Here is a 12359-nt window from a genome sequence, read left to right as displayed (position 1 = left end):
CCCGTCCGAAGGGAGCCAGACATGGCCGTACCCACCACCAGCCCACCGCGCCCACCCGACCCCGCACACCCCGCCGTGGAAGCGGACCATTCCGCCGCCGTCCCCACAACGCCGCTCGACCCCGCGCAGATGGCCCGGCGGATCCGCGAGGACGCGGTCCGGATGGCGGGCGGTCCCGAGGGCGCCCACGTCGGCGGCAGTCTGTCCTGCGCCGATCTGATGGCCGTCCTGCACGCCCAACTGCTGCGACCGGGCGACTCGTTCGTACTCAGCAAGGGTCACGCGGCACCCGCGCTGTACAGCGTGCTGGTCCAGCTCGGCCGGCTCCCGGCGGAGGAGCTCGACGGCTACACCCGGCCCGGCAGCCGGCTGTTCGGTCATCCGTCGCACGACCTGCCCGGAGTCGAGTTCGCCACCGGTTCGCTGGGCCACGGGCTCGGCCTGTCGGTGGGACTGGCGATCGCCGAGCAGCTTCGCGGCGGTGACCGGCACGTCTACACCGTGCTCGGCGACGGCGAACTCCAGGAGGGCAGCGTCTGGGAGGCCGCTCTGCTCGCCGGCCACCGCAAGCTGCCCGGACTGGTCGCGGCGGTGGACCGCAACGGGCTGCAGATCACCGGCGGCACGGAGGGCTGCGTCGGGCTGGAACCGCTGGACGCCAAGTTCGCGGCCTTCGGCTGGGAGGCGCGGATCGTCGACGGGCACGACCTGTCCGCGCTGCACGAGGCCCTGCAGCCGTCCCCGGCCGGTCCGGTCGCCGTGATCGCCCGCACCGTGAAGGGCCGCGGGGTGCCGTTTCTGGAGGGCCGGGTGGCCGGACACTACGCCAAGCTCAAACCGGACCTGGTGCGCAGGGGCCTGGCCGCGCTCGGTCAGCCGGTGGCAGGAGGTACGTCGTGAGCCGCACCCCGACCGCCCCGCCCGCCGCAGCGCACCCCGTGGCAACGGGACAGCCGGCCGGGCAGGACCCGCAGCCGGCCCTCGGCCCGGACCCCCGGACCGCCTACCGCGAGGCCCTGCTGGAACTGGCCGCCGCCGACCACCGGGTGATCTGCCTGGACTCCGACACCGGCGGCCTGGAGAAGACCTTCGGGAAGCAGTTCCCGGACCGTTACATCAATGTCGGGATCGCGGAGGCGAACCTGATGACGGTGGCCGCCGGGCTCGCCCGCCGCGGTTTCGTCCCGTACGTGCACACGATGGCCACCTTCGCCACGATGCGCGCGGGCGAGTTCCTCAAGCTGGACGTGGTCGGCAACCGGCTGCCGGTACGGGTGATCGCCACACACGGTGGCCTCGCCGCCGCGCACTTCGGCACCAGCCACTTCGCCCTGGAGGATCTGGCGGTGACCCGCGCCCTGGCGGACCTGGCGGTCGTCGTACCGGGCGACCCACGCCACATCGGCGCCGCCACCCACCAGTTGCACGAGCTGTCCGGCCCCGGATACCTGAGGCTGGGCCGCTCCGCCACGCCGGTGCCGCCCGGCCCGGCGCCCGAGTTCCGGCTGGGCCGGGCCCGGGTACTGCGCGAGGGCGCGGACGTCACGCTGGTGGCGGCAGGGCCGCTGCCGCTGCTGTTCGCCCTGGAGGCCGCCGGGGAACTCGCGGCCGACGGCATCGAGGCGCAGGTCGTGGACCTGCACACCCTGCACCCGCTGGACCGGGAGGGCCTGCTGACCGCGTGCCGTGGCCGCGCCGGGGTGGTGACCGTGGAGGAACACCGGCCGCAGGGCGGTCTGGGTGACGCGGTCGCCGAGGTGGTCTCTGCCGAACTGGCCCTGCCGATACGCCGACTGGCCGTACGGGGCCGCCCCGGCCTGCGCGTGGCCGGCCAGCGCGCCGCGCTGGAGCAGCTCGGCGTGAGCACGGGTGCGGTGGTGGACGCGGCCCGGCACCTGCACGCCCGTACCACCGCTGCCCGCTGAGAACCCGCGTGCGGGCGAGCGGACACCCACAACACGACCCAAACGACCGGCGCACCACACTGCCGCCGACCAACCATGAGGTGATGACGATGACGAGCCCCGCCCTGGTCCGCGACGAGGACCGAATCCGTTACGTGCAGAGCGTGTTCCAGCGGGTGCTCGAGCTGGAGCAGGAGGCGTCCCCCGAAGACGACTTCTTCGCGCTCGGCGGCACCTCGCTGGCCGCCATGGAAGTGATCGACCTGATTGAGGCGGAGCAGGGTCTGCGCGTACCGGTACGGAACTTCTACCGGGCCACCGTGGTCCGCGAGCTGGCCCTTGAACTCGCCCCGTCCGGCGCCGAGTCCGACGGAGAATCCTGATGACGATCCACAGACCGGTCGCCACCCCGGATCTGCCCGGCGCCGTGCTCGTACAACGCGCCCAGAAGCTTCCGTCCCTGACCGGGCTGCGTTTCTTCGCCGCGTTCCTGGTGGTGCTCTCGCACGTCGGGGTCAATCTGCTGCCACGGGTGGCTCCGGACCAGGTATTCGCGATCCGGCTGCTGCACGAGGCCGGCGCTTTCGGGGTGTCGTTCTTCTTCATCCTGAGCGGATTCGTCCTGACCTGGGTGGCCCGTGACGACGACTCCGTAGGGCGGTTCTGGCGGCGCCGGTTCTTCAAGATCTATCCGAACCACCTGGTCACGGTCCTTGCCGCGCTGCTGCTGGCGGCAGCCGCGGGTCATGCGCTGACGGCCCGCGACGCGGGTGCGACGCTGCTGCTGGTGCAGACCTGGATCCCGGACATGAAGCTCCAGTTCAACCTGTGGTCGAACACGCCGACCTGGTCGCTCTCCTGCGAGCTGTTGTTCTACCTGGCGTTCCCGTGGCTGCTGAAGCTGCTGCGGAAGATCCCACCCGCCCGGCTGTGGCCGGCCTTCGTGGTGGTGTACGCCGCGATCTGGGCCGTTCCCCTGGTGGCCTCCTGGCTGCCGACGTCCGGGGGAATGCACCCGGGCACCGGCCAGAACTGGCTCTCCATGTGGTTCATGACGTTTTTCCCGCCGGTACGGATGCTGGAGTTCGTGCTGGGCATCGTGGTGGCGCTGATCGTCGTCAACGGGCGGTGGATCCGGCTGCCGCTCGCTGTGGCGCTCGTGTTTCCGCTGGTGCCGTTCGTCGCCACGGGTTACCTGCCGAACGAACTCGGCTTCGTGGCGCTCACGGCCCTTCCGCTCGCCTTCCTGGTCGCGGCCACCGCCGCCGCCGACATCAACAGCGGCAGCGGCAGGACCTGGCTCGGCGGCCGGACCATGGTGTTCCTGGGCGAGATCTCCTTCGCCCTGTATCTGGTGCACTGGCTGGTGGTGGCCTACGGCTGGATCGGCCGCACCTCCCCCACCTGGGGGGCGAAACCCGGTGCTCCCTCGACCTGGCCGGAGGTACTCGGTATGGCAGGCCTGACGATCGCCACCAGCCTGGTGCTCGCATGGCTGTTGTACGTGCTGGTGGAACGCCCCGTCATGCGGCGGTGGAGCCGTCCGCGCTCTCCACGGGCCGATGAGGTGCTCAGGCCCGCTCCGGACAGGGTTTGAGCCCTGTCCGGGCCGGGCGGTCTCGAAAAGTTGCTCCGGGTGGAGAGGGGCCACGCGGAGCCCGAGGAACTGGCCGCTCTCGTCGCGCTGTTGCTGGCCTGCGCCGCGGCCCGGCGGCGGGCCGCGCGTGTCCCCTCCCGCGGTCACTCCCCCGCCGGCTGGCGTCGCCCGGTGCGCGTTCCGGATTTCTCGGCGCCGCACAGCTGGCAGGGCTGAGGCTTTCCTTGCCTGTGGTGATGTCGCGGATCAGCGCAGGTTCTGGAGCCGGACCTGCCCGCGGGCGACCAGACTGCCCGCGGCGTCCACCGTCTCCACCGACCAGACCTGCTGGGTGGCACCCCGGTGGACCGGTTCCGCTGTCGAAGTGAGCCGGCCGTTGGCCACGGTCACCGGGGCGAAGAAGTCCGTGGTGTTGCTGACCCCGACCACGGTGCCCTTGTCACCGAGCCAGCGGTCAGCGGCCACACTGGCCACGGACTCGACCACCGCACAGTGCACCCCGCCGTGCAGTATCCCGTGAGGCTGCAGCAGGTCGCCGCGGGCCGACCAGCACGCCACCACCCGGTCGGGGCCGACCTGCTCGAAGTGCAGACCCAGGTGGTCGACGTAGGGTCCATGTCCCGTGTGTGGCTTGTCAGTTGCCGTCATGTGCCGAGTATTTCAGGTGTCGTGGCGAGTTCCTACCGCATCTAGAAGGAGGTCCGACCGACCATGGTGGTTAACCCCGGATCGTGTGACTGTGGTGTGACCGTCCTGCTGACCGGTCTGCCGAGTGCGGGCAAGACGACAATCGCGTTCTTGCTCGCCGAGAAGCTGCGTGACGCGGGACACCGCGTCGAGGTTCTGGACGGCGACGTGATGCGGAAGACTCTGTCGGCGGGTCTCGGATTCGACCGCGAGGACCGGCACGAGAATCTGCGGCGGATCGGCCTGATGGCCGAGGTGCTCGCCCGCAACGGTGTGATCGTCCTCGTGCCGGTCGTCGCGCCGTACGCCGACAGCCGTGACGCCGTACGGCGCCGGCACACCGAGAGCGGAACGGCCTTCTTCGAGGTCCATGTGGCCACGCCCGTCGAGGTCTGCGCGGAACGGGACGTCAAGGGCCTGTACGCCAAGCAGCGGGCCGGTGAGCTCACGGGCCTCACCGGGGTCGACGACCCGTACGAGGTGCCCAAGGAACCCGACCTTGTCATCCCGACGGTCCGGCAGTCGGCCGACGAAGCGGCCTCACTGCTCATGGACCTGCTCAAAGAGGAACGGTTCGTGGCATGACGGCGACAGAACCGCGGTCGTGTCCCCGGCTTGGTCACCTGGACTCGCTGGAGTCCGAGGCGGTGCACATCTTCCGCGAGGTGGCGGGTGAGTTCGAGCGGCCGGTGATTCTCTTCTCCGGTGGCAAGGACTCGATCGTCATGCTGCACCTGGCGCTGAAGGCGTTCGCACCCGCCTCACTTCCCTTCTCCCTGCTGCACGTCGACACCGGGCACAATTTCCCCGAGGTGCTGGAGTACCGGGACCGTGCGGTGGCCGAGCACCGCCTGAGACTGCATGTCGCCTCCGTGCAGGACTACATCGACCGCGGCGTGCTGCGTGAGCGCCCCGACGGGACGCGCAACCCGCTCCAGACGGTGCCGCTGACGGAGAAGATCCAGGCGGAGCGGTTCGACGCGGTCTTCGGCGGCGGGCGCCGGGACGAGGAGAAGGCGCGGGCCAAGGAGCGGGTGTTCAGCCTGCGCGACGAGTTCTCGCAGTGGGACCCGCGCCGCCAGCGCCCCGAGCTGTGGCAGCTCTACAACGGCCGCCACGCTCCCGGCGAGCATGTGCGCGTGTTCCCGCTGTCCAACTGGACCGAGCTGGACGTGTGGCAGTACATCGCCCGCGAGAAGATCGAACTCCCGCGGATCTACTACGCGCACGAGCGCGAGGTCTTCCGGCGCGACGGCATGTGGCTGACCGCCGGCGACTGGGGCGGTCCGCGGGGTGCGGAGAGTGTCGAGACCCGTCTGGTGCGCTACCGCACCGTGGGCGACATGTCCTGTACCGGCGCCGTCGACTCGGACGCGGTGACGCTGGACCAGGTCATCGCCGAGATCGCCGCGTCCCGGCTCACCGAGCGGGGCGCCACCCGCGCCGACGACAAGATGTCCGAGGCCGCGATGGAGGACCGCAAGCGTGAGGGGTACTTCTGAATGAACATGTTCACCGGGCAGCCGGCCGATCCGCCGGCCACCACGCTGCTGCGTTTCGCCACCGCCGGATCGGTCGACGACGGCAAGTCCACCCTGGTGGGCCGCCTCCTGTACGACTCCAAGTCGGTACTCACCGACCAACTGGAGGCCGTCGAGCACGCCTCCCGCAACCGCGGCCAGGACGCCCCCGACCTGGCGCTGCTCACCGACGGCCTGCGCGCCGAGCGCGAGCAGGGCATCACCATCGACGTGGCGTACCGCTACTTCACCACCGCCCGGCGCCGGTTCATCCTGGCCGACACCCCCGGACATGTGCAGTACACCCGGAACATGGTCACCGGCGCCTCCACCGCCGAGCTGGCCGTCGTCCTGGTCGACGCCCGCAACGGGGTCGTCGAACAGACCCGCAGGCACGCGGCCGTCGCCGCGCTGCTGCGCGTCCCGCACGTCGTGCTCGCCGTCAACAAGATGGACCTCGTCGACTACGCCGAGCCCGTCTTCGCCGTCATCGCCAGCGAATTCACCGCATACGCCCGCCAGTTGGGCGTAGTCGAGATCACCGCCATCCCCATCTCGGCACTCGTCGGAGACAACGTCGTCGAGCCGTCGGTGCACATGGACTGGTACGGCGGACCGACCGTACTGGAGCACCTGGAGACCGTCCCCGCCGACGACCACGACCTGTCCGGCCGCCCCGCACGCTTCCCGGTGCAGTACGTGATCCGGCCACAGACGGCGGAGCACCCCGACTACCGGGGATACGCGGGCCAGATCGCGGCCGGCGCCTTCCGGGTCGGTGAGCGGGTCACGGTCCTGCCCTCCGGCCGCACCTCGCGGATCAGCGGTATCGACCTGCTCGGCAAGCCGGTGGCCGAGGCGCGGGCCCCGCAGTCCGTCACGCTGCTGCTCGACGACGACATCGACATCTCGCGCGGCGACCTCCTGGTCCCGTCCGGGGACGCTCCGGCGATCAGCCAGGACGTCGAGGCGACCGTCTGCCATGTCGCCGACCGGCCGCTGGCCGTGGGTCAGCGGGTGCTGCTCAAGCACACCACCCGTACCGTCAAGGCCGTCGTCAGGCAGATCCCGTCCCGGCTCACCCTGGACGGCCTGTCCCCGCACCCGGAGCCGGGACGGCTGGTCGCCAACGACATCGGCCGGGTCCGCATCCGTACCGCGGAACCGCTCGCCCTCGACGGTTACGCCGACTCCCGGCGCACCGGTTCCTTCCTGCTGATCGACCCGGCCGACGGCACGACACTGAGCGCCGGCATGGCAGGCGCCGCCTTCGCCGCGGCGACCACGCCCCCCGCATGCGTCGGGGTCGTACGGTCCGAAGACCCCGACGCCGGCTGAGACGTCCGGTCAGTGACGGGCGGGCGCGGTGGTCTGGTGCCCGCTCGCTCCGGGCAGGTCCGCGATCGGTGTACGGGGTCCCTCCGCCGCCGCGGCGAGCAGCTCCAGTACCTGGTCGATCCGCCGGTAGCCGGTGGTCCGGTCCCACAGGTCGGTGTTCAGCTCCACCATCGCTGACAGCCCGGAGGGGCGCAGCAGCCCGTGGAAGGCCATGTCGTAGCGGGCGGTGCCGTGGGAGAGGAAGCGGTACTCGCAGTCGAGGCCGGCGAATTGTGCGGGCATCCAGGACTCCAGCTGCAGTTCGCAGGTGACCTGGTAGATCGGGTGCGTACCGGGCACCCGCTGCGGTTGGACGCTCTGCACGATCTCCGCGAAGGGCACCTGCTGGTGCTCGTAGGAGCGCAGCACCGCCGCGCTCACCCGCTGCACGAGTTCGTCGAAGCGGGGGTTGCCCGACAGGTCCAGCCGGACCGGAACCACGTTGAGGAAGCAGCCGATCAACTGGTCTGCCCCACGCTGCGTACGGTTCGCCGTGGGAATGCCGATCACGATGTCGCTCTGGCCGCTCAGCCGTCGCAGCACGACGGCGACCGCCGCGCAGAACACGGTGAACGGGGTCGTACGGCAGGCGCCCGCCAGCTCGCGCACCATCCTGGCCGCGTCGGCGGAGGCGGGCCGCTCCAGGAACTCGCCGCGGAAACTCGCGCGGTCGCCGCGAGGACGGTCGGTGGGAAGCCGCAGCGCGGCCGCCCCCGCCAGCTCGCGGGCCCAGAACCGGCGCAGTCGTTCGCCCTCCGCACCGGCGAGGAAGTTCTCCTCGGCCCGGGCCAGGGTGGCGAGATCGACCTCGTGCGGGGGCAGGGCCGGAGCGTGTCCGGCAGCCCTGGCCCGGTAGGCGGTGCTCAGTTCCCGCATCAGCAGGGTCATGGACACCTCGTCGGTGACCAGGTGGTGGAAGAGGAGCTGGGCCTGGTGGCGCTCGGCGCCCAGCCGGATGATCCGGGCCCGCAGCAGCGGGCCGCGGGTGAGGTCGAATCCGGTGTACGCGATCTCCTGCTCCAGCCGCCGCAGCTCCGCATCGCGGGCGGCATCGTCGTCCTGGCCGGTCAGGTCGATCGTGGGTACGTCGATCGGGGTGTGCGGCTGGATCCGCTGCACCGGCAGGCCGTCGACCTCGACGAACGTGGCGCGCAGGCCCGGCTGGTGCGCCACCACGTCATTGAGCGCGGCGGCGAACGCGTCCGGCTTCAGCGGTCCTGCCAGGTCCAGGATCAGCGGGATGGTGTGGGTGAGCGCGTCCGGGTCGGCCTGCTGGGCCAGCCACAGCTGACGCTGGCCGGACAGCAGGGGCACGTCCACGGCGGTGTCGTTTCCGCTGGTCTCTGTGGCCGGGGTGGGCGCTTGTTCCGCCGGTGCGACGACGGCTTGCGTCTCCGCGCCGTCAGGCAGCTCGGCAATGAGTTCGAGCATGCCGTCGAGTTCGGGATGGGCGTTACGCAGGTGGGCGGTCAGCTCGGCCGGGGTCGGGTTTTCGAACAGGGCCCGTACCCGCACTCCCACCCCGAGCGTCTCCTGTATCTCGGCCACCAGGCTGGTGGCCAGCAGCGAGTGTCCGCCGCAGGCGAAGAAGTCGTCGTCCGGGGCGAGTCCCGGCTGTTCCAGCACCTGTGCCCAGATCTCTGTGACCAGTCCGAGGAGCCGGTCCGTGCCCGCCGTCGTGCGGGTGTCCGGCGAAGGAGTGTCCACCACGGGGGTGGGCAGTCCGGCCACGATCTCCAGCCGGCCCCGCGTGTCGCGCCGGGCGGTGAGGCCGGTGCGGACTTTGGCCAGCAGCAGCTCGGCGGGCTGGTGCACCGACAGTCCGGGCTCCAGTTCCAGATCTTCTGCCTGTGCCCCGCTCAGCCCGGTCAGCACCGGCCAGCGCTCCGGTCCGCGCGAGCGGTCGAGCAGGAGCGTGAGGGGGGTGCCGTCGGGAAGGTCGACCCGAAGCTCCTCCGCCGGTCCGCCGACCGGCTCCTGGCCGGCCGGTACGGGGCCGACCGGAACCGGCGCGTCCAGCTCCAGCTCCGGCAGCCGCAGCGCGGGCCGCGCCAGCCACTGCTTCAGCACCCCGGCGTAATCGTCCACCAGCGCGCGTACCCCGTCCGGGGTGTAGAGGTCGCTGTCGTACTCCAGCCACAACCGGACCTGCTCGTCGGTGACTTCGATCTCGGCGACGGTGTCGAACCGACCGCGGTCGCGTTCCACGTCCAGTACCCGCACCGGCTGTCCGCCCAGGCTCAGCTCACCGACCGCGTCCACACGGGGCAGGAACAGGTGCTGGATCAACGGGGTCCGGTCGGTCGGGCGCGGGGCGGCGGCGGCCTGCACGATCCGGTTGAACGGCAGCCGGACATGCTCGACCGCGGCGGCCACCCCGGCCGAGCAGCGCGACACCGTATCGGCCAGGTCCGGCGCGCCCCCGAGGTCCAGGCGCAGCGGCACGGTGTTGGCGAGCTGCCCGACGAGCGACTCCAGTTGCGGGACGGCCCGGTTGGCGGCGAGCACGCCGAGCATCAGGTCCTCGTCGCCGGTGGAGCGGGCGATCATGGCCGCCCAGCCCGCCAGGCACAGGGCGTACGGCGAGGCGTGCAGGGTCCGGGCGGTACGCCGCACGGCGGGACCGTCGACCCCCGGCAGGACGAACCCGGTGCGTCGGCCGGCGCCGCGACGGCTGCGGCGGCGCGGGAGGTCAGGCCGTACTTCCAGGGCGGTCGGCGCGGCTCTCAGGGTCTCCTGCCACCATGCGGTGTCGGTGTCCCGGGCGGCGGGGAGCAGGGATTCGCGCTCCCATTGGACGAAGTCGCCGTACTGCAGCTCGGGTTCGGGCACCGGTGAGGGGGTGCCGGCCAGCGCGGCGGCGTAGTCGGCGGCCAGTTCCGCCAGCAGCAGCCGGACCGCGGTGGCGTCCGCGAAGATGTGGTGGACGGCCAGTGCCAGGACGTCCTCGCCCGCCGGGCCGCCGCCGTGCAGCAGCAGGAACGCGATCCCGCAGCCGGCCGCGGGGTCGATCCCGGTGCCGGCGAACCGGGACAGCGCCCGGTCCCGGTCCTGCCGCGCGTCCGCGTCATGCTCGCGGGCCGGGAGGGTGACCTCGGTGAACGGCAACTGTTCGGGCACGGGGAGCACCAGTTGTCCCGGCCGCCCGTCGTGCAGGCGTACGGCGCTGCGCAGGATCTCGTGCCGGGACAGCAGCGCGCGGACCGCGGTGCTCAGGGCGTCCGGGTCCAGTCGGCCCGGCACCGCCAGCGCCACGCACTCGGTCAGCGGGGCCTGTTCGGCCGCTGTTCCGTCGGAGGACCAGAAGTGCTCCTGGATAACCGCAAGGGGTATGAAGTCTTCGTAGCCTCTCATGGAGATACGATAACGCGGCACGCAGACATTGCCCAGTAGTGTTGCGGTACGACGGCGAAGACCGGCCCCGGCCTCGTCGTCCACCCGTACGACAGTCGCCGTACGGACGATTCCCTTCCGGCCATGCCACAATCAGTTTCGGCCGGATCGCGTCTGCACAGTCATAGCAAGGGGAGCGGCGACTGTGCTGCCACCTGCCCCAACTTGCTTGCACTGCCTGCACGTTCGAATTCAGCAAGGCCTCGCGGTGCATGCGGCCCCGTCCGGCCGGCCGGCCCGGAAGCGCAGACTGTGCTTAAAGACTGGCTGTACCGTGCAGCCTGGCCGTACTGTGATGCCGTCCGCAGTTGTGGTGTGTGGTCAGGGAGCTCGCCGACCGACGCACACGCACAACTGAATACGAGCGTCTCGCACCGAATTCCTGCTATGAGGAGCCACAGGGCATGACCTCAACCAACTCGTCATCCGGGACCGGAACCACCCCGGCAGAGGCAGAGAGCGCCGGCGGGGGGGTCCCACCCCAGTCGCCGCCGGGTGCGTCCGGCACCGCGCCGCCTCCTCCTGCCGGTGGCAAGAGCGCGAAACAGCGCTCCGTCCTGTTCCGCAACCGTGACTTCGCCCTGGTCTGGGGCGGAGAGTCGATCAGCCTGCTGGGCAGCGAGATCAGCGTGGTCGCGCTGCCCCTGCTGGCCGTCATCGGCTTCGGCGAGGGCGCGGTCGGCGTGGGCATGCTGATCGCCGCGCAATGGATTCCGTTCGTCCTGCTCGCCCCGCTGATGGGGGTGTTCACCGACCGGCTGAACCGGCGGATGATGATGCAGGTGTCCAACGCGGCCCGGTTCGTCGTCCTGGGCTCGCTGCCGCTGGCCTGGGCGATGGACGGGCTGACGATGGTTCACCTGTACGTGGCCGCACTGGTCAAGGGCGTCTTCGACGTCGTCTTCCAGCTCGCCTACCAGGCGTACCTGCCGCAACTGCTGGCGCGCGAGGACCTGGTGGACGGCAACGCCAAGACACAGCTCAGCCGCTCCGTCGCGCTGATCTTCGGGCGCAGCGGCGGCGGCGCTCTGGTCAGCGTGCTCGGCGCCGCGCGGGCGCTCACCGTCGACGCCGTCTCCTACCTGCTGGCGGCCATCGCGCTGAGTTTCGTACGGTTCCGTGAGCCCGAGAAGCAGCAGACCCACGCACGCGGCCTGCGCGCCACGCTGGCCGACCTGCGCGGCGGAATCTCCATGACCTTCGGCAACAAGCTGCTGCGGTACCTGACTCTGATGGCCACCTTCGGCAACACCGCCGTGTCCATGGTCCTCGCCATGATCATTGTGTTCGGGTACGAGGACCTGGGTCTGACCGCCGCACAGGTCGGGCTGACCCTCGGTGTCGGTGGTGCGCCGGTCGTGCTCGGCGCGATCCTGTCCCGGCGGATCAACGAGCGGCTGGGCATCGGCCGCACTCTGCTGGTGACCCACGTGATGCTGGTGGTGGCGTTCGCGCTGCTGCCCCTCGCCCAGCTCGGCGGCACCGGGTTCGCCGTGACCGTACTGATCGTCTCGCAGGGCATCTCGTCGTTCACCACGCCCGTGGGGAACGTCGGGGTCATGACCCTCATCCAGAAGGCCACACCGCCGCAGGCGATGGGCCGGGTCGGCGGGGTCTCCCTGCCGCTCGTCTGGGGCGCCAACGCCGCCGGTCCGCTGCTGGGCAGTGCGGTCGCCGTGACGGTCGGCAATGCCGCCTCCTTCTACCTGGCCTCGGCGCTCGCGCTGTGCGCCGTGCTCTGGGTCCTGGCCGGTTCGGTGACCCGGCTGACCGACGACGTACCGGAGGACATGCGGCTCGTCGTCGACTGACCGCAGGTCCGACCGACCGGGCATCAGGCAGTACGGCCGGACCGACCTGCACGGCTCTCCCCCCTTCAGA

General features: G+C 71.0%; 11 protein-coding genes. 9 read left to right on the top strand and 2 right to left on the bottom strand.

Annotated features, from left to right (window positions below; all coding sequences use genetic code 11):
- The first annotated feature begins 21 nt into the window (after positions 1–21).
- The 5 genes from G412_RS0115250 (at position 22) to G412_RS38085 (ending at position 3717) form a co-directional block, all read left to right on the top strand.
- Positions 22–900 (top strand): transketolase, encoded by an 879-nt coding sequence (locus G412_RS0115250; RefSeq protein ID WP_244283010.1) that lies wholly within the window; start codon positions 22–24, stop codon positions 898–900.
- On the top strand, positions 897–1925 hold the full coding sequence (locus G412_RS34600; protein ID WP_208857882.1) for a transketolase family protein: 1029 nt from the start codon (positions 897–899) through the stop codon (positions 1923–1925). Before G412_RS0115250 ends, G412_RS34600 begins: the two co-directional genes overlap by 4 nt.
- Before the next feature lie 83 nt (positions 1926–2008).
- Entirely contained in the window at positions 2009–2287 is a 279-nt protein-coding gene (locus tag G412_RS0115240; protein WP_028812840.1) for an acyl carrier protein, read from the top strand.
- On the top strand, positions 2287–3501 hold the full coding sequence (locus G412_RS0115235) for an acyltransferase family protein (protein WP_051338377.1): 1215 nt from the start codon (positions 2287–2289) through the stop codon (positions 3499–3501). Before G412_RS0115240 ends, G412_RS0115235 begins: the two co-directional genes overlap by 1 nt.
- Positions 3502–3540: 39 nt before the next feature.
- Positions 3541–3717, top strand: coding sequence for an acyl-CoA carboxylase epsilon subunit (locus G412_RS38085; RefSeq protein ID WP_425274478.1), 177 nt, complete (start codon positions 3541–3543; stop codon positions 3715–3717).
- Positions 3718–3747: 30 nt separating this feature from the next.
- Here the strand turns inward: G412_RS38085 and G412_RS0115230 are convergent, their stop codons facing one another.
- Positions 3748–4149, bottom strand: a complete 402-nt coding sequence (locus G412_RS0115230; protein ID WP_028812838.1) for a PaaI family thioesterase — start codon at positions 4147–4149, stop codon at positions 3748–3750.
- A 63-nt stretch (positions 4150–4212) separates the two neighbouring features.
- Here G412_RS0115230 and cysC point away from each other — a divergent pair, with 63 nt between their 5' ends.
- Genes cysC through G412_RS34595 form a run of 3 tightly spaced genes read left to right on the top strand, consistent with a single transcriptional unit; the run spans position 4213 to position 7046 of the window.
- Positions 4213–4773, top strand: a complete 561-nt coding sequence (gene cysC, locus G412_RS0115225) for an adenylyl-sulfate kinase (protein ID WP_028812837.1) — start codon at positions 4213–4215, stop codon at positions 4771–4773.
- Complete coding sequence (gene cysD, locus G412_RS0115220; protein WP_028812836.1) at positions 4770–5690, top strand: sulfate adenylyltransferase subunit CysD; 921 nt, start codon at positions 4770–4772, stop codon at positions 5688–5690. The genes cysC and cysD overlap by 4 nt, the downstream gene beginning before the upstream one ends.
- The gene (locus G412_RS34595) at positions 5691–7046 is read left to right on the top strand and encodes a sulfate adenylyltransferase subunit 1 (RefSeq protein WP_051338376.1); all 1356 of its coding nucleotides are present in this window, start codon (positions 5691–5693) and stop codon (positions 7044–7046) included. It begins immediately after the preceding gene.
- Positions 7047–7055: 9 nt separating this feature from the next.
- Here G412_RS34595 and G412_RS34590 read toward each other — a convergent pair whose 3' ends face one another.
- A complete protein-coding gene (locus G412_RS34590; protein WP_051338375.1) occupies positions 7056–10439 on the bottom strand; it encodes a condensation domain-containing protein in 3384 nt (1127 codons plus the stop codon).
- Positions 10440–10882: 443 nt separating this feature from the next.
- Here G412_RS34590 and G412_RS0115205 point away from each other — a divergent pair, with 443 nt between their 5' ends.
- A complete protein-coding gene (locus tag G412_RS0115205) occupies positions 10883–12289 on the top strand; it encodes an MFS transporter (RefSeq protein WP_078606995.1) in 1407 nt (468 codons plus the stop codon).
- The last annotated feature ends 70 nt before the right edge of the window (positions 12290–12359 follow it).

Source organism: Streptomyces flavidovirens DSM 40150 (assembly GCF_000429085.1).
Classification (GTDB): Bacteria; Actinomycetota; Actinomycetes; order Streptomycetales; family Streptomycetaceae; genus Streptomyces; species Streptomyces flavidovirens.
Note: the sequence above shows the minus strand (reverse complement) of the source record. Positions and strands in the feature narration are given on the sequence as shown.

Bases quoted from the DNA above. Each gene is read 5' to 3' on its own strand.
- G412_RS34595 (WP_051338376.1), top strand. From the start codon at position 5,691: ATGAACATGTTCACCGGGCAGCCGGCCGATCCGCCGGCCACCACGCTG.
- G412_RS0115240 (WP_028812840.1), top strand. From the start codon at position 2,009: ATGACGATGACGAGCCCCGCCCTGGTCCGCGACGAGGACCGAATCCGT.
- G412_RS0115205 (WP_078606995.1), top strand. From the start codon at position 10,883: ATGACCTCAACCAACTCGTCATCCGGGACCGGAACCACCCCGGCAGAG.
- G412_RS0115250 (WP_244283010.1), top strand. From the start codon at position 22: ATGGCCGTACCCACCACCAGCCCACCGCGCCCACCCGACCCCGCACAC.
- G412_RS0115235 (WP_051338377.1), top strand. From the start codon at position 2,287: ATGACGATCCACAGACCGGTCGCCACCCCGGATCTGCCCGGCGCCGTG.
- G412_RS0115230 (WP_028812838.1), bottom strand. From the start codon at position 4,149: ATGACGGCAACTGACAAGCCACACACGGGACATGGACCCTACGTCGAC.
- cysD (WP_028812836.1), top strand. From the start codon at position 4,770: ATGACGGCGACAGAACCGCGGTCGTGTCCCCGGCTTGGTCACCTGGAC.
- G412_RS34590 (WP_051338375.1), bottom strand. From the start codon at position 10,439: ATGAGAGGCTACGAAGACTTCATACCCCTTGCGGTTATCCAGGAGCAC.
- cysC (WP_028812837.1), top strand. From the start codon at position 4,213: ATGGTGGTTAACCCCGGATCGTGTGACTGTGGTGTGACCGTCCTGCTG.